Genomic DNA, 18,900 nt, shown 5'->3' with positions numbered 1-18,900 from the left:
GTCAATAAGCAATAACCAATAGTTATTATCATTTTTTATGGTTCTCTACTCTTGACTCATACCAATTACTATATCTAAAGAGGGCAAGTTTCTACTAAACACAGGTTTTACCAGCGCCGAGTTGAGCTATAGTAAAGAGTAAAAATCAGATAATAAACTTACAAATCATCTTTTTTTAATCCTTTAGATTTATCTATGGGATTTTATTTTATTTTAAAATTGGGTGCATCACATGAAAAGGTTACTTAGACGAATTTTAGTAGCTACCAAAGATGAGAACTTCATGCACTTTATTGAAAATATAGAAGTGCTAGTTTCTAAAGCTCTATCTCTATTCATGGTAGTTGTGATTTTGGTAGCGATCGCAGATTTAGGAGTATTTATTTTTAAAGAGTTATTTACAGCGCCTTATGGAAAGTTTAATACAACATTATATAAAATATTTGGTTTGTTTTTAAATATTTTAATTGCTTTAGAAATATTAGAAAACATTACAGCCTATTTGCGAAAACACGTTTTTCAGGTTGAATTAGTTATTGTTACATCTTTGATTGCTGTTGCCAGAAAAATTATTATTCTTGACTTAGAGAAAGTTGGAGGTATTGATATAATTGGTTTAGGAATTGCTATTCTCGCTTTATCAATTAGTTATTTAATAATTCGTCTTAGTAATTCTAGAGACGCAAGATAAAAAACCTTTTGTGGATTTAAAAAATATTTTTTACTCCCTACTCCCAATACTCATCCAGTAGTTTTAAATTTGTTGAGCAACAACATAATAAACTAACTTTAAATACTTTCTTCTGACCGAAAAGCAAAAGGATATAAACCCCTAAATTTATGGGGATTGTTAATTTTGAATTTTGAACTATAAATTCGGAGCGAAGCAACGTGACAGATTTCTTTGAATTTGAAGCAGATTTTGTTGATTCCCTGCGTTGTATCCCTATGCAGGTGCGTTGCAAATTAGATACCTGTGGCATTAAGCTAAAATTGTCTGATTGGAATCAAATGACTACAGCCGAGCGTCAAGCTTTAGTCGAATTTCCTTGCACTACAGAAACGGAAATTCAGTCTTACCGCGAGCATATCCAGCAATTAATTCTACAACGTACGGGTATACCTGCTACAAAATTGCCCATCGAGCCACATCCCGCATGGCTAGACTCTGCCACTGTACCACCTAGCCTCCAGGAAAAAGCTCAAGAAATAGGTGTAATCCTGACAGAGCAACATTGGGCAGCTTTAACACCCTTACAGCGTTTTGCTTTGATTAAACTCAGCCGCCCAGGACATGAAAGCAAAAACTTTAAAAGAGCGATCGCAGAATTTGATCTGCTTTAATTAGTCAATAGTTATCTATGGACTAAGTAAGTGAGGGTAAGAAGAATATGGCTGCCAAGAAACTTTTGATGCTGGTTGGGGACTATGTAGAAGACTATGAAGTGATGGTTCCTTTCCAGGCGTTGCAAATGGTGGGGCACATTGTCCATGCAGTTTGCCCAGACAAAAAAGCTGGCGACAAGGTACGAACAGCAGTTCACGACTTTGAAGGAGATCAGACTTACAGCGAAAAACCCGGTCACAACTTCACTTTAAATGCCACGTTTGCAGAAGTAGAAGCCGCTACCTACGATGCCTTAGTCATTCCCGGAGGCCGGGCACCAGAATATATCCGCCTGAATCAGCAGGTGCTAGAAATCACTCGTCACTTTGCCCAAACGAATAAACCGATTGCTGCCATCTGCCACGGCTTGCAGTTATTGGCAGCTGCTGATGTACTGCAAGGCAAAAGATGTACTGGTTACCCTGCTTGTAGCCCAGATGTCAAGAGTGCTGGAGGTATTTATATTGATACTCCTGTTGACCAGGCAATAGTTGATGGTAATTTGGTAACAGCACCAGCTTGGCCTGCTCACCCCCATTGGTTGGCAGAATTCCTCACAGTACTTGGAACTAAAATTGAACACCCAGAACTAGCTAAAGTTGTTTGAGTCAAGATCCCAAAAATCTTTTGGTTCCATCTTCGGGGCAGTTTCTTTCCTTACTCCTTGCTCCGAAGGAGATTAGTCAATTATCAGTACTGCAAAACTACAGGCCACTGAAAATTATATATTTTTGGAATAAAACTAAATGCAGTAAAAACTACTCTTTTTGATAAATTGCCGTAGGTTGAATTTGTAGCCAGAATGGCAAGAGTACACTGCTGATACAATCTGATTTATCCGCCTAACAAACCAGATTTGGGACAAAATCTTAGTAAATTGAATACTTATTTACATTAAGTGAAAGAATTTAAAGTTTTGCATTTAGAATTTAAATTTCTTAGCAGTAAGTGAAGCTATAGTGGATTTAGCAATGCTGCTGTTGATGTGGCTAAGGTTAGTCCTGCTGCCAAATTATGTGAAGAATTAGTTTAGAAACGCACTTCTTATCGATGACAGGCAAACACGCAAGACATAATGCATTTCTGCGGCTAGTGTCTGGTAATGGGGCAGCTTCTGGATCAGGATCTCGCTACTCGCTGCCCCCCAGTAAAGAGATGGTAATTGGACGCGACCCCAGCTGCCAAGTTGTCTTGGATGCCATGATGTACCGAATGGTATCTCGTCGTCATGCAGTGGTTCGTCCCCTCTCTCTATCGCCAGATAGCAAATTCAGCTGGGTGCTTTGTGATTTGAATAGTGCTAATGGCACTTATTTGAATGGACAACGCTTGTATGAATGTCAAGAATTGCACCCAGGCGATCGCATTTCTCTAGGTGCTGATGGGCCACAATACGTTTTTGAGTACGAGTATACCTTACTTACCCCGGCGACGACAGTGAACCAAGTTGTACCACTGCCTTCGGCGACGAACTACCACGGTCACACACAATTAAAGCAGCCAGATTCTGTTAGCTTCACCCAACTTTTTCCGATTATTTCCACTGGTAAAGATTTAACTCGTAAAGCTTATCTCGTACCGGGAATACTGACCGTAATCTTTGTGGTGCTAATGTTTGCTACAGTCGGTCGGCCCCAAGATAATCAAGTGATCGTAGCAACTTACATCGCCTTCGCTGCCTACTATTTTGTTTACCAACTTTGCGGCAAACAGAAGCCTTGGTGGGTGCTAATGGCTGCGGCATTGAGTACGATACTGGTTTTAATAAGTCCGGTGTTGGATCTATTTATCTTTGTGTTTCGCACCGTTCTACCTGGAAACTTGTCCTCACCCCAAGAATCAATTACCTTTACAGAGTTGCTGGTGCGGATGTTTTTTGGCGCTGGGCTGATGGAGGAATTACTCAAGGCATTACCTATAATCGGTGCATATTTTATCGGTAGTGGATTACCTTCACCTTGGCGGGAACGGATTGGGGTCTTGGAACCTCTAGATGGTATTCTCCTGGGAACGGCTTCTGCTGTAGGCTTTACTTTACTAGAAACTCTCGGACAGTATGTGCCAGATATCACTCAAAATGTTACGCAACAGGTGGGTATAGGCGCTGCTGGTCAACTGGCGGGTTTACAACTGCTAATTCCGCGAATTTTAGGCTCTGTAGCTGGACACATGGCTTATAGTGGCTACCTGGGTTATTTTATCGGGCTGGCTGTTCTCAAACCCAGTAGAAGTTGGCAAATTCTTTCTATTGGTTATCTTAGTGCCTCTGCTCTCCACGCTTTATGGAATGCTACAGGATCAATCAATGCATTGTTATTGGTAGTTGTTGGAGTGTTATCTTACGCCTTTTTGATGGCGGCAATTCTCAAGGCCCGGGCACTCTCACCAACACGATCGCAAAATTTTGCTACCCGATTTCTTGGCCCAAAATAAAAAATGCTAAAAGGAAAACAAAAAAATAACGCTTGACTTTTGAATATTTATATCTTTGGATAGATGGCCTAATCTGACAGTTAGCTTAAATGTTACTTAAGTCCACTACACAAAAAAATTGAAAATTAGTGGATGCTCAAAACCGCAGCACAAAGTTTATCAGCCGTTATCAGCAGATAAATCTGCCTGCCCCTGAAATTTATGTAGAAAAGATAGAGAGTTAACTCAAGTTATGCTTCAGACTGAGACTTGTTGATTTCATTGAAAGCATAGGAAGCGATCGCTAAACTAACCTTTGCTTTCTCTACTTCTGATAAAGCTGTCCACTCTGTATCTTGAAGACTACTGAGCGCAGATGCTGCGTTTTGCGATTCACTACTTCGCATCGCGTAAGCAAAAGGACGAGCCAAAACTAAAAGATCCTCGGTTCCCCAATTTGGTAGTACTGTCTGAACACACTCAACCAGTTGTTCACTGATTGATTGCTGGGCAGCTAGAATTTCAGCAGCCTTAATGGCGATGGTCTTGAGCAATGCTTGGGGGACACAGGCGGCAAAAGTAGCACATAATCTTTCTTGAAGATTAAGCACTACTGACTGTTGTAGGTTGTGATTGTACTCTGGTGTAGAAGTAATACCAGACCAAAGTATGTCTAGATTATTGTAAAAATCTTCCGATCGCGCTGTCAGTTCTTCCTCAAGCAAATCTTGCATTCCGAACTGTTGTTCTAATTCCTGAAAATAAGCTTCTGACTCTTCATCAGCTGGATTCCAGGGATAGGTAGCATCGTCTGGTTCCAGTAGGGCTTCTAATAACTCTAAATCTACTTGAGATGGCAAAGAAGAGAAAGTATCTGAGCCGTTAATCTTATTAGCCATTGTTTTATTTCCTCACAATTATTTATTTGGTAGTATTGACAGCTACAATTCCTAAGAAGAGATTTCCGCAAAAACAGTTGAATTTTTCTACAGTAAAAATAGATTTTAAAGGCTGATGCTAAAGGCTCAAATCCTTTTCTGCAATTGTGCTAGGAGTCTTCAATAATAAACTCCCAGGTTTCACCTCTAGCACTTCCAAACTTTAACTGCATCCCCGATTTCAAGGGGACTTCCTCTCGGAGGATTTGTTGCCAACCATTAGGGCCTAAAAACCAGGTTGTCCCGTAGGTCGAAAAATCTTGCAAGTAATAACTTCGCACCAACGTAGCATCAGTAAGGGTATTACGGCAGAAGATTTCGGCGTGACGTTTGGATACAGATGGTTCGGGGATGACAATATCATTGTCTTTTGTGCGCCCGATGCGGGTGACTCCATAACGCAGCAACCAGGTTTTACCTTTTGGAGCGAGCGATCGCAAAGTTGCAGCTGGAAGGGAGGAACCTACATCAGGAATGGCTGTGTCTGGTAGCTCAGTAATACCTTCATCCAGATTCTTAATTAGTTCGCCATTAAAATCTGGATGCAGGTAGAGAACAGGCAAAGTCCAAGCAGGTTGATTAAATTTATACAGTGTTAACAACTCTTGCCTAGCCTGTGCTACGGCTTCATCAATTGGTTTGTGCGATCGCAAAGCTTCGGTAAAGGCTTGAATAAAACTGTGGCTTTCGTGGTCTGCGATTTCATCGCGCATCCCCAAAACCGCAGGCACACCATGACGAATCAGCACTTCTGCTAAACTGCTGGCAGGTATAGCTTGATGATTGATAGAAGCTGGTTGTGCGCCCCAACAGGCGTTGAAAACCGCTAATTTCACGCCGGTACGGGTCAATACTTGAGCTAATTCTATCCCATTCAGGGGCATATCTGAGCGCAAAAACAGTAACCCCCCATCTGGGTCTGGCAAACCATGTCCAGCGTAAAAGAAAACATTGTATGCTCTAGTTTCTAATTCTTGAATCAACTCCTGTGGAGTTGGTTGTAGGAGTTGATTCACTATACAAGGTGCATATCTTTGGGAATTACCACCCACAGAAGTATCTGCAAGAGTTTGCTGTAACATCGCAGCTTCTTGTTCCAGTTCTAACTTGTCGTCATGACCTAAAACCAGCAGGATACTTAAAGCTTGGTCAGTTCGCAAATACGGTAAGGGGTCAACTTCACTGCTGGTGCGACTAAATAGCAAATCTTGCGAGAGAGACATAGCCGATTGACCAGGCTCACGCTGCATAATTTCCCAAGGGAGAGCGATCAGATCCGGGTCGCGGATTTCTAGCCGGAAGCGCAAACGTGTATGCTGACCCATAGCAATACCGCGACTGCGTTCTAGACTACCGAGAATTTGCCCGTCAAATATCCAGCGCCATAAATTCATTCCCAAGTATTGCATCAGACGGCTGCTGTAGGGACCAGTGGTTTGACCTGAAGGGGGAGAAATCCAATCTATGGGGAATGGGTTGGACTTTTGAGATGTTGAGTTTGGGGAAATATCTAAATGACTATGACCGGCAAACATCTGCTGCCATTCTTGCCAGACTTGATTGAGTTCATCAGGCCATACAGAGTCACGTAAAACGTAGCCACTGGGATAGGGAGCTTTGACCACCCAAATAGCGAAATTATCAGTGCCAGTGTTTAGGAGACGGGCGATCGCCAAATTCAGGGATGGCATGGATTCATTAAATTAAAATTTAAAACAAATAATTTCAAATAAGAATTCTCCAAGGTTAAAAGTTTTTACTTTTTCACCTTGTAAGTTTTACTTTAATTGTTACCTGATTATTATTCCAGGTTTTTACCAGTTTAACGAGTATTTGATTAAGTTGGACTGGTGTCAGGTGCAGGTGATTGAATCGCTGGCGGTTGTGTGTCGGTTGTACATGGGCTTTTTACATCTGATTGTAAAACAGAGACACCAAAGCGTTTCAGTTGGGATAACAGCAATACTGTTTTCTCTTGCGGCAAAGGTTTTGAATTTGATGAAACAGAGGAAGTTCCTGCGGGATTATTAGTATTAGCTGAAGTTTGTGTGCTTTTATTTGGACAGACTCGCATAGACACCAACAAATCCCCAGAAGCTGGTTGAGAATTTGGTTTTATGTTGATAACTTCTAAAAAAGCTCTAGGGGGAAGTGATTGGTTTTTTCCCAAGGATATTTGATTGTTGGTTTGAATAACCCAACCAGGAGAAAGATTAGCAAGCGATCGCGCTGCGGGTGTTGCTTCGATGGTAGGGTTTTGAGTTTGTAATGGATTGGAAAAAATTGGCGAACGCCCTGATTGCGATCGCAGTTGCTTCACGAACAATCCTAAAGAACCTGCTGCTACTACAAATATTAACGGAACAATCCACTGTAGCGGTAAACTAGGAGTTCTTGCAGACTCAGTGTCTGGAATCACCTGAGTTTTGTGGTTTGGGCTACCTAAAAGTGTCGCATCAGGCTTTCTGGATGCCAAATCAACAGTTTTGGCAGAATAACTCTCTGGAATTACGGCTTTGATCGTGATTTCTGGTTCCCAGTATTGGACTTGATAATGAACTAAAGCGATGGTGACATTATCGTGTCCATTCTTAGCGTTAGCGATTTCGATTAATCTATCCGCAACATTTGTTATATTTGTTTCCCCAGCTAGAATCGGCAAGATTTCTGTTTCCCAGTACTCCTCTACCCGATCAAAATCACTCAAACCATCGGATGTGAGCAGAAAAACAGCATCTTCGTCGAGCATAAACCGTGCAGATGTGGGGTGCAACGAAGTACTAGGCCCCATGCCCAAAGCCTGGACAAGAGAGCCAGCAGCGCTTTGTTGTACAGCTTCACGGTAAATGGCATAGCCTAACCGCACCTCACGGGAAGCAACATCATCGTCCAGGGTTACTTGATAACAGCCGTGACGGGTAATCCAGTAAGCACGACTATCACCGACGTGGGTAATGTACATTTCATGAGCAACAGGCAATGCCATTACTAAAGTCGTACCCATCCGTTGACGACCTTGGCGATTTTCACCGTCATTGCGCTGACTAATTTTGTCATTAGCGATTGCCACTGCCTTTTCTAAATCATTTAGTAGCAGTGAGGGGTCTATGTGGTCGTAGGGAACTTTTGTGAGTTGCTGTACCTGCTGCTGGATTGTTTCAATGGCTAAATTTGATGCGACATTGCCACCTTCGTGTCCACCGATGCCATCACAGACAATTGCTAAGGCTGTTGACTGGGGTGGTTTGCTCACTAGAGTTCCACTGGGTGGGCTACAAGCATCTTCGTTACGTTGGCGGCTCGGCCCAGTATCGGTTTTGGTGATAATTTTGATTGTGGGTGTTTGCGATCGCCCTAATTGTGCTAGTCCCTGGTCTAAAACTGCAATTAATTGATCAGTTGAATTAATCTTTCCCTGAACTAAAGAAAGGCTAATGTGTTCAACAAATTCACCTATGGCTGGTTTAGCACCACTAACCAACTGCTGCCAAAATTGACCTAATTGGGGCAATTCTGGTAATGTTGCTGCGTCGAAACGCAATTCTAATAAACGGACTAATGATCCTTCTACCCGTAATACATCTGAGTCAAGCAAGCTAGAGACGACACCTTCACTTGCAAGAGGTTGCCACAAATGAGCTATTTGCCATAACCAATTGAGCTGGCGCATCGATGTAGCATCACGCCAAGCGGTGGTTAAATCGTTGCCCAAACGCACTTGTTGGATTTTTTCATCTACTAATAATGGAGGTTTTTCTAAAAGTAATATTTCTCGATGGGAGGAACCGTCAGCGAGAAAAAGCACTCCATATACCTGCGGTACGTTTAAACGGTAGGGAATCAGTCTCAGGTAAGCTTTTAGAGGCTGTAAATGATCTACTTCAGGTGTTAAAGCTAATAAACCTGGCTTCGTATCTAAAAGAACAAATTTATCAATAACTAAATAGCGATCGGCTAATATTTCTCCAGGACTACCCACACTCGGACCATCTACCACAGCCCAGAGGTAATTTTTGGGTAGGGGCGTGGAACATCGCTGGCAAAACTTGTGAGTCAGGGGGTTGGCAGCCTGACAATTTTCATTTGGACAGTAGAGCGTTGCCGCGTCATTTTCCATAGTTTTCGCACCGGGAAGCGATTGGCAATTTCTTTAACAGCATTATTCGGGACAATCTAGACCGCTCATCTTTCTTAAACTTCACGTACCCAGACTTTAGATGATGATTTTAGCTAGCGGATATCAGCAGGTGCTAATACTTATTTATCTAAAGAATACGCTCCTAAGTCAACCCTACAGCCTCATCATAGCTTCTATTGCTCTGTGACTCTCCATCGCCAAAGCAACTAACTCCAACCCTGTTACCAAAGCATAACCCAAGCATAACTGCGCCCCAAGCTTTTGCTGAATTTCTCGATCATCAAGAGGCAGATAATGTTGGTATTTATTTAGTTTATAAGTAGGATAGCAACAATTAACTTTAATTAAGAATTAAGATAATTTAAATGTACTTTTGGCAAAAGTACCTGACGAATAAAGTGACTTTAGAAATTTTGTAATTTTGGCATTGCATAGTTGCGGGATGATTTGGCAACTTCTAAAATTCCTCCCCTGCTTCCCCTGCTTGCCCCAATTCATCCCACTGTCCTGGAACGCCGTAATTTTGTTTCCGGGTTCGTCTTTGGGGAAATCGCAAAGCTTTACAGAGGGCATTCCCAGCCAGAGGCTGGGAACGAGGCACTAGCTACGGTGTACACACATCTCTACAAACGATACAAAACATCGTGTGATCCTCCTAAGTCCCCTTTCTAAAGGTGACTTTGAGATTTATTGCCCCCTTTTTTAAGGAAGGTTGGGGGGATCAGAAACTGTGTGTACACTGTAGTTTTGGGGAAGGGGGAGAATTCAGAGGCTCTCTTTTTATAAAAGAGAGGTCAAAATATGAAGTTGACATTGCGTGAGCTTATTGTTTGTCGTCAATTGCAACTTGGGGGACTCCCATGCTGTAGTTGGTAACACGGGCAGAAAGATTGTAGCTGATTTCGCCAAGTTGTAGAAGCGATCGCAGATAATGTTCTAAGTCTGACCCAACACGGCGCAAGTTATAGTCTGTGAGGTCTGCGCCACTAGATGCTTCTACTAGTTCATCAAATTTTCGATAAACTTTTTGCAGCGCATCTTCATTCCAGTTAAATTCGTTATCTGGGTCAACATCTAACGTTAAGACCTGTTGACTTGGAACCAGTTCGCCATCCCGGTCAATTTCACCTGCAAAAATGCGGATATGCCGGGTTGTGGACTTGAGCAGCATCGGGTTAGCCATAAAAGGGTGTAAGATTTGGGTGGATTACACTGAAATTATTGTAAACGCTATATTCAAGCGTGAATGCTCTCAATCTACAAGCTTTGAAAGCAATTTCAAAAGGGTATATTGAATGGGCATAAGTAAAAATATCACCTCTACTGATGAACTTGCTACTTCTGTTAGGAGTTGAAGATAAATTTAGTTGCTAGTACTGACAGTAGTCTAATTATTTTTCTGTAAAAATTACTGGTTGGAGTATTTTTATTTGGCGCATACAAATAAGTCTAAGCGCTGTGCCAGTCTTACCTAAAGCTAAGATTTTTGTACTCAATCAAGGATAGAAGGCAGTAGGGCGGGGCGCTCGGCGAGAATAATTTAATCTATGTACATTTTTATATGGGTAACAAAAATCTTTATCTTAATAATTATGCTGATTAATTTCTCCGGAATTTTATGTTGAAAAAAACGCACATCAAGTAATATTACTGAATAGCGCTACATCGACCTCTGGCATTAGTAAGCTCAAAAAAATTAAGCGGTTTTACTTACGTATAAACACCAAAATTCAAGTAACAAGTCCAACTGTGATTGACGTTAACATAAAGTTGGTGTAAAAAGCTTTAAAAAGGTCGAACAACTTCTTACAGAAACTTTATTGTGTAGAATCTTAAAAACTGAATAATGGTTATGGCTTACCATTAAGCTACATCTGGCACAAGAACATCAAAATCTAGCTTGAAAATAAAACACAGGAGACTGAAATGGAATACAAAAGTGATTGATGAAGAAAAATTCTTAATTCAAGCACTTTGGATTCAAAGAAGATATAAAGAATTTTGCTGGGCATCTACCTCCTTACCCTCATGACCACCAAGTAAAGGAATCTCAATAGCTATGAACTCCAAAGCATTACCACGCCAGATAAATAATCTCGAAGTAGGTGTTTATGAGTGCGAAATCCATCTCAAATTCCGGTTGATTGAGGAAAAGAGTCTATTGGGTGATCGCGAACAACTGTTACAGGTATTACTTGATGCCTTGACTGAAGGTTCTGACGACTTTCTAGAGACGTTGCAAGCCTCCGTTAAAGCGCAAGAAGTATCAGAGTTCAAAGCCTCACCTCAAATGCGACGTCAGCTGATGCGTTTACGTAATGCTGCTGAAAATCCCCAAACTTAAAGGTGTAATTTAAGTAGTGAAAAAACATGAATTGGGTATCAAATCAAATGTTGATCCCATAGCCCCGTTGCAATAAAAACTAACCAGCAAATAGAATTCATAAAATATTGTGATTTCTAGTTTGTGAAAGTCTTATTTAGCAGCACGAAGTCCCAGGAACAGTTTCCTCTATTAAAAACTTTGTAGCAAAGGGTACTGGTAGAATCTGAAAGCAAATTCAGCCGGGTGCATTTTACCGAGTTTTTATCAAGACATTGTAGGAAGAGCAAAACCCTGTGTCTTTACAGATGGGGAATTGGACAACAGGCGCGAATTCAATGAAAGCCTAAAAGGCCAAAGTGAAAATAAATAATTTACTTTTAGCTTTTTACTTTAGCTAAGTGCCTGATTTGCTGAAATACTTATGTTTTATCTATCACTGGTAATAGGTCATGGTTTAGCAGCCAGTTACCTATTACCCATATCAAAAAAAGATTTAATGAAGAGGATGCAAAGAGGAGGGCAGGGAGCAGGGGAGGATATTCTCCCATGCCCAATCCCCAATCCCCAATCCCTATTTAGCAAGACCGTGTTCTAGTGCGAAACGAACTAACTCTGTACGGCTATTGGTGCCAGTTTTACTAAACAAACGGCTGACGTATTTTTCTACATTGCGGACGCTCGTTTCCAAGCGACGGGCGATTTCTTTGTTCATCAGCCCTTCAGCGACCAGATTTAGAACACTTTGTTCTCTGGGAGTCAAATCAATTTTGAAAGGGGCTGGCGATTGAGAAATGGCATTTTTTTGAGTTAACAATGCCTTAATTTGGGCAATCTGATTAGCTAGTTCAGCAAGATCGGGGGTTTCAACGTCATCTCCCGTAGTTGGAGCCTTAGCAGCACGGCGGGCTAGCAAATTTTCGACTATAGCCACTAACTCATCTGGATCGAAGGGTTTGGGTAGATAGGCATCGACACCAGCATGATAGCCTTGGATGCGATCGCCTGTCATACCCTTAGCAGTTAAAAATACTACCGGGAGGGTTTGGAAGCGAGGGTCTTCTCGCAGTTGTTTCAGGAACTGATAGCCGTCCACTTGAGGCATCATGACATCGGAAATCACTAGGTCGGGTGTATTCATTTGCATCCATTCCCAACCTTCAAGGGCGTTACTGGCGACTTGAACGCTGAAACCGCTCTCTTGCAAATAGTCTTTCACGGCTTCCCGTATCCCTGGTTCATCATCCACCAGTAACAATTGTGCTGACATTTAAAATTCCCTTAAGTTTACCTTTTTCCAATTTAGCGAAAGTTGACAGTCATTGAACAAAAGGCGTAAAGGAAAAACGAGAGAGCTTGTTAACGTTGGGTGATGGCTGATAACGACGGTAACGGGTTTGTTTCAGCCGGAGACTATTTTACCACCGGGGATTTGTCATAATTAATGCCTCTGCTACTGAACTATTTAATGGAACAGAGAAAAAATTTCCTTGGGCATATTCACAATTCAACTTTCTTAAAAGTGCTAGTTGCTCTTTTGTCTCTACTCCTTCGGCTAGCACATCCATACCCAGTTTGTGTGCCAATGTGATAACTATCTCAATAATTTCTAAATTTTTACTATTACTGGCTATCAGGCTGATGAAAGAACGGTCAATCTTCAACACACTAATCGGAAAGTTATAAAGACGACCTAATGAAGAGTAGCCCGTACCAAAGTCATCAATTGATAACTCAATGCCCATCTCTCGAAGTTGTAAGAGTACGGCAGTTGCCTTATCGGCATTTTCCACAATTACGCTTTCAGTAATTTCTAGTACTAGAGTGCTAGCATCCAGACCAGTTGAGCGCAAAATTTGCCGAATCTGCTCAATCAAATCGGGCTGGGAAAATTGCTTGAGGGAGAGATTGACGCTGATTTTCTCTATAAAGTTGGAATGATGGCACATTCGCCAAGTTTGCACCTGGCGACAGGCTTCATACAACGCCCAGTTGCCAATGGAGTAAATTAGTCCAGTTTCTTCTGCTAAAGGAATAAAATCTGCTGGATTAAGCAAACCATGCTCAGGATGCTGCCAGTACAACAAAGCCTCAAAACCTAAAATAGAGCCTTTAGTAAGCGAAACAATTGGTTGGTAATAAACTCGAAACTCAAGGCGTTCAATTGCTCGGCGCAAATCGCTCTCTAACTGCAATTTCGCCAGAGTATTAGCATACATATCTGAGTTGAATAGCTCATAACGCGCTCTGCCCAGCAACTTGGCTCGGTACATTGCTGTATCAGCATCCCTCAACAGTTCTTCTGGATGTTTATAGTCTACTGTCGAACTCAACGCGATGCCAATACTTGCCGTTGTAAACACTTCTTGTCCGTCAAGCTCAAAGGGTAACTTTAGTTCCTGTTGAATCCGTTCAACAACTTTGATAGCGTCTGCCACATCTTGGATTCCCTCAAGCAGGATTGTAAATTCGTCTCCTCCAAGCCGTGCAGCTGTATCTATGGAGCGTACGCATAGTTCTAGCCTACCCGCAATAGCAAGCAGAAATTGGTCTCCTTTTAAGTGTCCAAGACTGTCATTGATCACCTTAAACCGATCTAGGTCAATAAAGAGTACCGCAAATAGATAATCTGAATGTCGTTTTGAATAATCAATGGCACGCCCTAGGCGGTTCATAAATGCAGCGCGGTTTGGCAGACCCGTTAGTGCATCGTGAAACGCAAGGTGCAGCAGTTGTGATTCGACTCGTTTACGCTCTATAATTTCAGTTAGCAATTTCTCATTTGCTTGTACCAGCTCCGCTGTCCGTTCTGCTACTCGTATTTCTAACTCATCGTAAGCTTGGTACAACATTTCTTCAGCTTGTTTGTGGTCGCTGATCTTGCACAGAAGCCAACGCCAGCCAACCTGCTTCCCCTGGAAGTCGTACACCGCAGATGCCTTACTTATAGCAGGAAAAGGATCTCCTCCTCGTGGTTGCAGGTTAATTTCCCAGTTTAGTAGCTCCTGGAAATTGTTCATCTGAAAGCTAAAACAGCGACGGTCTTGTTGAGCAATAAACAGAATTAATGGTTTACCTACCAAATGTTTTTGGTGGACACCGAGTAAGGTTGCCGCAGCATAGTTAGCCTCTAGGATTATCCCTGCGGTATTAGTTACCAAATAACCATCTGGAGCGAACTCAAACAAATCTTGGTAACGCTGGCGCTCTTTCTCTACTACCGCTCGTGTTAACTCTAACTCCTCGGAGGCTGTCAATAGTTCTTCCATTGCGGTGTGGAGTTCCTCGAAAGCCTGTGTTATTGTGTCTTGTTGTAAGCTTGCCTTAGTTCCATTGCATTGTAATAGTCCCTGTATCTGTAAGCACAATTTTTCTATCTCTTGGCTAAATGCATCCACGTTCATGTTGCTCAACTTACAAAACTATGAAACATAGGTGTGAATGAAGAGAGTAAGAGAAGCAAACCGCATACCTTCCTCAAGGGTTCAGACCCTTTTGAGCAAGTGAGAATTGGGTTACTTGCAAGAGCGGACACGTTGTAAATAAATATGGCAAAACTTATTTTCTTGATTTACTAATTTATCTATCAATGATGAGAAAGCAAACAAATTTGTCCACGCTCAGATAAACTCTTCACACTATTCAGTGCCACAAACTTGTCCATTAATGACCAAAGTACAAAGTTGGACCAAGCCCTACTTGCTGAGATTTTTACTTTATTAAATACAATTTCAGTTTATTAAAGTTAAATTTTACTATAACAGTATACTTGCTGTACCTATTTTTTTTAAATACTTCTTAAGATATATTCACTTTTATGATGTTAAGGCAAAAATAAAGGTTTCAGGCAATGCCTTGGGGCTGACAAAAGCGTTTTTTCTTACAGTAGTCCACTAAAGAAATTCGGTGGAGTTTTATAGTAAGAAAATCAAGTTCTTTTCTCCCTTTGCCTTTACCCGTTATTTTTGACTTGGTCGAGTATTAGTAGCATGAAATGCTATAAATTGTAATACATAACGGTAACATTTCAATGCAAGCAAAAATAAATGTTGAAGGACTAGAAGCTAGGCAACGAAAGTTTTTAAGCCAGTAACTTACAGTTTAAGGAGGATTTTACACTCCCTACAGAATTGACTGCTAGCCCCCAAATATTGTTACAGTCGATCAATTCTCTTAGCATTCTCTGGCAGCTTGGCGTCTCGTTGCCCAACAGTACGTGCCCTAGCTGTGAACAAACCAATGGGAGTATTCAATAAATCTACAAGGGTAGCTTGACCCGCGATGCCTGCGGCGGGCTGCGCCAACGCCTTTTTAATATCCCTTGGTATTTCTTTGAATAACCAACGTGCCAAACGATAGCCGCATTCTTTAAGTGTAATCTCTCGCATCAAATCTACACCATGTAGTTCGTGTAGATAGCGATTTGAACGTCCATAACGCCGCCATTGACTTTGCAGTTCTTTAAGTGTGGCGCGGTGGCGGTGCTGAACGATCGCATTCGGGGCAAATTCCAAACGTCCCATGTTTTCCCCCAAAATCCGCCAGCAAATATCGGCATCGCCACCAGTGGTAAGATAGGGACGAAATAAACCCGCTTTTTCTAAGGCAATGCGTCGAATTGCCAAATTAGCCGTTTGACCATAGGGACAAAAAGAATGGTTAAGGGTATGCTTTTGCGACAAAGTTTCTTGACGATCTGCGTGCTGTTCTAGCAAAGTTGTGCCTGGTAGTGCCAAAATTTCACCAGCGACAATTATCACTTCTTTGTTGACAAAAGGCTGAATCAATGCGTCTAACCATTGAGGTTGTGGGCGACAATCTGCATCGGTAAAAACTATAATTTCACCCGTAGCGGCACGAATCGCAGTATTACGAGCAGCATAGGAGCTTTGAATTTGGTTTTCGCTCAAAGGGCGAATTGTAATCGGGTAATTTTCGGCAAATGTTTTGAGGATGGTGAGAGTACGATCGCTACTATTATTGTCCACCAACAAGTACTCTACCCGGTCTTTCGGGTAGGTTTGAGACAAAAGACAATTGATTAACTTTGGTAAATCCGCCTCACCGTTATAAATAGGAACAACCACCGACACCATTGGTAAGAAACTGGTGTCGGTGGTTGCATCAACTGGCTGATGATTCATAAATCTGAGATTTTAGAGATGGGATTTCTAGTTAGTATTCCCAATCCAAAATCCTAGAACGGTATATCATGCAGTTTTCATAACTCCAAAAATCTGGATTTGGGAATACTACTATATAAACACCTGAAAACAAATCATTTGCGTCAATCTAAAATTTCAGGTTATCGGCGCGGCTCATGGGTCGAGTGGGCTGATTTGCTGGCGGCTGGGCAAAATTTCTATTGGATAAAATTGCGATCGCCCGAGCATATTGCGGATCACTCTTAGTTCCGATTAAATCTGGATTAGAAGCTAACTGTCGCTCTTGTGCCTCTGTCAAGTCTAGCTTGATATCTGGGACAATGCCTTTCTGGTTAATATCCGTTCCCGCAGGGGTGTAGTAATGGGCAATGGTAACTGCCAAGCCGGAACCATCTGCAAGCTCATGAACTGACTGCACTAACGCTTTACCAAAGGTTTGTCCACCTACGACTACCGCACGCTTATTATCCTTAAGTGCCCCTGTAAGGATTTCGCTAGCACTAGCTGAATTACCATCGACTAAGACTGCCAAAGGACGATTTGTCAGAGCAGTGCGATTGGCTTTAGTTTCGTCAGTGCCACCCACACGGTTTACTGTCTTGACAATTCCGCCCTCATTGTACCACATCCGGGCAATCTCAATGCTCGCCTGCAACAACCCACCAGGATTTCCTCGCAAATCTAAGACATAAGAATCGACTTTCTTAGTGTTTAAATCGCGGATGGCTCGTTGCATCTGTTCTGCGGCGTGGGCGCTAAATTCCCGCAAACGGATATAGCCAATGCGGCGATTTCCTTCTTGCTTGAGGGTATAACGTACCGTTGGCACTTCAATATTTGCTCTTGTCAGCTTCAAATCAAAGGCATTTACCCCTCTCCGCCCCAGCTTTAGTTTGATAGGAGTACCCGCTTTGCCACGAATTAGTTTAGAGGCGTCATCCACTTTCATTTTGAGAGTGGGTTTGCCGTCAATTGCCAAAATTTCATCGCCTGCTTTGATCCCAGCTCTCAATGCTGGAGAATTTTCTATGGCTTCTACAACAGTGAGCCGTTGAGTTTTTTCGTTCACTTCCATCCGAATGCCAATACCAGAGACTTCCCCAGATGTTTGGCTAGTGAGAGCTTCAAACTGTTTGGGGTCCATGAATCGAGTGTAAGGATCTCCCAACTTTTGTAAAGCTTCACGGATGGCAGCATAAGCCTCTTCACGAGAAGAATAGTCTTTGCTCAACAGGCTTTGTCTGGTTGCTTGCCAATTTTGTTGATTAAATTTGCCATCAACATATTCATGATTCACCAGTTGCCAAACTTGGTCAACTATCACTTTCGGGCTGTCTTGTAGGGCTAGAGAGGCACGGACAGCACGAGTCCAAGCGGGGCCGAACACGGACATTGTAGCAGTAGTGGCGATCGCTCCACCAATCAAGGCTACTTGGAGCGGCGAGTAACTTTTCGCAGATTGGTTCATGTATATTAGCTGGAATAATTGTGTTATTGACAGTTTAGCAATCAGGCTTTCCAGAAATTTTTAAGTTTTTATACCCCAAACTAAGCTATGCTCTGTTCATAATTTTTATCGTTGAATGATGCTGAAAATACTGCATTATTAACAACGACTTCTTAGTTTCTTAGCCTTCTCCGGAAGGCTATACTCAATATGTGACACTTTGATCAGCGTCATGTTTGTACTTTTTTATTACTTTTATAAGATAGCACTTTGATCACTGAAATGCAGCACTTTAGACAGCGATAAAATCATGTTTTGTTACCTAAGTCATGAAACGTAAATTTACGATCAAATCATTAATTTCTATTAAAAAAAAATTTGCTGATTTGTGGCAACTGTTACAAAAACTAACTGGTGGATTGTACTTTGTTTTGGGTGCTTGGCTGATTTTTACTACTATAACCTTAGTTTTTGCTTCTTCCCAGCCAGTAGATGCTTTCTTTGTGCTTGGTGGGAGTATTCGTCGAGAAACTTATGTTGCCCAACAAGCAAAACAATACCCGCAAACCCCAATTTTAATTTCTCATGGTTCCCCAGACCCCTGTATATGGTTACTTTTTCAGGCGGAATTAGCAGAGTTACAAAACGTTTGGTTAGAAAAGTGCGCGAATTCTACTTTTGAAAATTTTTATTATGGTATTCCAATTTTGCGCCGTTGGGGAGTGCATAAAGTCATGTTGATTACCTCGCAGAGTCATTTACCCAGAGCCAAATGGATGGCACAGATTCTTTTGGGCGCTCATGGTATTTGGGTAGAGACAGAGATTGTTCAGGAGTCGGGTGTTCCTGGTAATCGTGAATCTTGGCCCAAAACTGGATTAGATGTAACACGCAGCTTATTTTGGGCGATTGTAAGTCAAATTATTCAACCGCAATGCTCAAATCTAACAAAACTTACCCAAGTAGATATGCAAGCTTGGGAAAATCGAGGTTTTCATTGTGAACACCAAGGGGGGTTGAGGAGATAAGGGGGATGAGGATTCATCGAGGACTATAATGCTACTCCGTTTTTGGTAGGAGGAACTAAAAA

Annotated in this window: 15 protein-coding genes; 6 read left to right on the top strand and 9 right to left on the bottom strand. The window is 41.9% G+C overall.

The genetic code is table 11. The features are described 5' to 3' along the window. Positions 1 to 232: 232 nt before the first annotated feature. The 4 genes from H6G96_RS02195 (at position 233) to H6G96_RS02180 (ending at position 3,820) form a co-directional block, all read left to right on the top strand. Positions 233 to 691 (top strand): phosphate-starvation-inducible PsiE family protein, encoded by a 459-nt coding sequence (locus H6G96_RS02195; protein WP_190909773.1) that lies wholly within the window; start codon positions 233 to 235, stop codon positions 689 to 691. A gap of 200 nt (positions 692 to 891) precedes the next feature. Then, the gene (locus H6G96_RS02190; RefSeq protein ID WP_190909771.1) at positions 892 to 1,344 is read left to right on the top strand and encodes a nitrate reductase associated protein; all 453 of its coding nucleotides are present in this window, start codon (positions 892 to 894) and stop codon (positions 1,342 to 1,344) included. 47 nt (positions 1,345 to 1,391) lie between these two features. Beyond that, the gene (locus H6G96_RS02185) at positions 1,392 to 1,994 is read left to right on the top strand and encodes a DJ-1/PfpI family protein (protein WP_190909769.1); all 603 of its coding nucleotides are present in this window, start codon (positions 1,392 to 1,394) and stop codon (positions 1,992 to 1,994) included. 443 nt (positions 1,995 to 2,437) lie between these two features. Beyond that, positions 2,438 to 3,820, top strand: a complete 1,383-nt coding sequence (locus H6G96_RS02180) for a PrsW family glutamic-type intramembrane protease (protein WP_190909767.1) — start codon at positions 2,438 to 2,440, stop codon at positions 3,818 to 3,820. A 230-nt stretch (positions 3,821 to 4,050) separates the two neighbouring features. On the opposite strand, the gene H6G96_RS02175 is transcribed toward H6G96_RS02180, so the two are convergent. The 5 genes from H6G96_RS02175 to H6G96_RS02155 form a co-directional block, all read right to left on the bottom strand. Then, complete coding sequence (locus H6G96_RS02175; protein ID WP_190909765.1) at positions 4,051 to 4,698, bottom strand: hypothetical protein; 648 nt, start codon at positions 4,696 to 4,698, stop codon at positions 4,051 to 4,053. A gap of 149 nt (positions 4,699 to 4,847) precedes the next feature. Then, entirely contained in the window at positions 4,848 to 6,428 is a 1,581-nt protein-coding gene (locus tag H6G96_RS02170) for a CHAT domain-containing protein (RefSeq protein WP_190909763.1), read from the bottom strand. 146 nt (positions 6,429 to 6,574) lie between these two features. Continuing rightward, positions 6,575 to 8,854 (bottom strand): protein phosphatase 2C domain-containing protein, encoded by a 2,280-nt coding sequence (locus H6G96_RS02165; RefSeq protein WP_190909761.1) that lies wholly within the window; start codon positions 8,852 to 8,854, stop codon positions 6,575 to 6,577. Between the two features lie 478 nt (positions 8,855 to 9,332). Then, positions 9,333 to 9,476 (bottom strand): hypothetical protein, encoded by a 144-nt coding sequence (locus H6G96_RS02160; protein WP_190909759.1) that lies wholly within the window; start codon positions 9,474 to 9,476, stop codon positions 9,333 to 9,335. 222 nt (positions 9,477 to 9,698) lie between these two features. Continuing rightward, on the bottom strand, positions 9,699 to 10,058 hold the full coding sequence (locus tag H6G96_RS02155; RefSeq protein WP_190909757.1) for an NAD(P)H-quinone oxidoreductase subunit M: 360 nt from the start codon (positions 10,056 to 10,058) through the stop codon (positions 9,699 to 9,701). A gap of 876 nt (positions 10,059 to 10,934) precedes the next feature. Between H6G96_RS02155 and H6G96_RS02150 the strand changes: the two genes are divergently transcribed. Further along, complete coding sequence (locus H6G96_RS02150) at positions 10,935 to 11,219, top strand: Npun_R1517 family heterocyst differentiation transcriptional regulator (protein ID WP_138498346.1); 285 nt, start codon at positions 10,935 to 10,937, stop codon at positions 11,217 to 11,219. Between the two features lie 553 nt (positions 11,220 to 11,772). On the opposite strand, the gene H6G96_RS02145 is transcribed toward H6G96_RS02150, so the two are convergent. From H6G96_RS02145 to ctpB, 4 genes are all read right to left on the bottom strand, one after another. Further along, positions 11,773 to 12,468: a response regulator transcription factor gene (locus H6G96_RS02145; RefSeq protein ID WP_190909756.1), complete on the bottom strand. Its 696-nt coding sequence runs from the start codon at positions 12,466 to 12,468 to the stop codon at positions 11,773 to 11,775. 148 nt (positions 12,469 to 12,616) lie between these two features. Continuing rightward, positions 12,617 to 14,602, bottom strand: coding sequence for an EAL domain-containing protein (locus tag H6G96_RS02140; RefSeq protein WP_190909754.1), 1,986 nt, complete (start codon positions 14,600 to 14,602; stop codon positions 12,617 to 12,619). 750 nt (positions 14,603 to 15,352) lie between these two features. Next, entirely contained in the window at positions 15,353 to 16,342 is a 990-nt protein-coding gene (locus tag H6G96_RS02135) for a glycosyltransferase (RefSeq protein WP_190909752.1), read from the bottom strand. A gap of 148 nt (positions 16,343 to 16,490) precedes the next feature. Further along, positions 16,491 to 17,831 (bottom strand): carboxyl-terminal processing protease CtpB, encoded by a 1,341-nt coding sequence (gene ctpB, locus H6G96_RS02130; protein ID WP_190909750.1) that lies wholly within the window; start codon positions 17,829 to 17,831, stop codon positions 16,491 to 16,493. A 308-nt stretch (positions 17,832 to 18,139) separates the two neighbouring features. Between ctpB and H6G96_RS02125 the strand changes: the two genes are divergently transcribed. Then, positions 18,140 to 18,838 carry a YdcF family protein gene (locus H6G96_RS02125; protein ID WP_190909748.1) on the top strand — a complete coding sequence of 233 codons (699 nt, stop codon included), beginning with the start codon at positions 18,140 to 18,142 and terminating at the stop codon, positions 18,836 to 18,838. Positions 18,839 to 18,900: the final 62 nt, after the last annotated feature.

Source organism: Nostoc sp. FACHB-892 (assembly GCF_014698795.1).
Lineage (GTDB): Bacteria > Cyanobacteriota > Cyanobacteriia > Cyanobacteriales > Nostocaceae > Nostoc.
The sequence above is the reverse complement of the archived record's forward strand: the minus strand, read 5'-3'. Positions and strand labels throughout refer to the sequence as shown.

Bases quoted from the DNA above. Each gene is read 5' to 3' on its own strand.
- H6G96_RS02195 (WP_190909773.1), top strand. From the start codon at position 233: ATGAAAAGGTTACTTAGACGAATTTTAGTAGCTACCAAAGATGAGAAC.
- H6G96_RS02185 (WP_190909769.1), top strand. From the start codon at position 1,392: ATGGCTGCCAAGAAACTTTTGATGCTGGTTGGGGACTATGTAGAAGAC.
- H6G96_RS02180 (WP_190909767.1), top strand. From the start codon at position 2,438: ATGACAGGCAAACACGCAAGACATAATGCATTTCTGCGGCTAGTGTCT.
- H6G96_RS02175 (WP_190909765.1), bottom strand. From the start codon at position 4,698: ATGGCTAATAAGATTAACGGCTCAGATACTTTCTCTTCTTTGCCATCT.
- H6G96_RS02170 (WP_190909763.1), bottom strand. From the start codon at position 6,428: ATGCCATCCCTGAATTTGGCGATCGCCCGTCTCCTAAACACTGGCACT.
- H6G96_RS02165 (WP_190909761.1), bottom strand. From the start codon at position 8,854: ATGGAAAATGACGCGGCAACGCTCTACTGTCCAAATGAAAATTGTCAG.
- H6G96_RS02155 (WP_190909757.1), bottom strand. From the start codon at position 10,058: ATGGCTAACCCGATGCTGCTCAAGTCCACAACCCGGCATATCCGCATT.
- H6G96_RS02150 (WP_138498346.1), top strand. From the start codon at position 10,935: ATGAACTCCAAAGCATTACCACGCCAGATAAATAATCTCGAAGTAGGT.
- H6G96_RS02145 (WP_190909756.1), bottom strand. From the start codon at position 12,468: ATGTCAGCACAATTGTTACTGGTGGATGATGAACCAGGGATACGGGAA.
- H6G96_RS02140 (WP_190909754.1), bottom strand. From the start codon at position 14,602: ATGAACGTGGATGCATTTAGCCAAGAGATAGAAAAATTGTGCTTACAG.
- H6G96_RS02135 (WP_190909752.1), bottom strand. From the start codon at position 16,342: ATGAATCATCAGCCAGTTGATGCAACCACCGACACCAGTTTCTTACCA.
- ctpB (WP_190909750.1), bottom strand. From the start codon at position 17,831: ATGAACCAATCTGCGAAAAGTTACTCGCCGCTCCAAGTAGCCTTGATT.
- H6G96_RS02125 (WP_190909748.1), top strand. From the start codon at position 18,140: ATGAAACGTAAATTTACGATCAAATCATTAATTTCTATTAAAAAAAAA.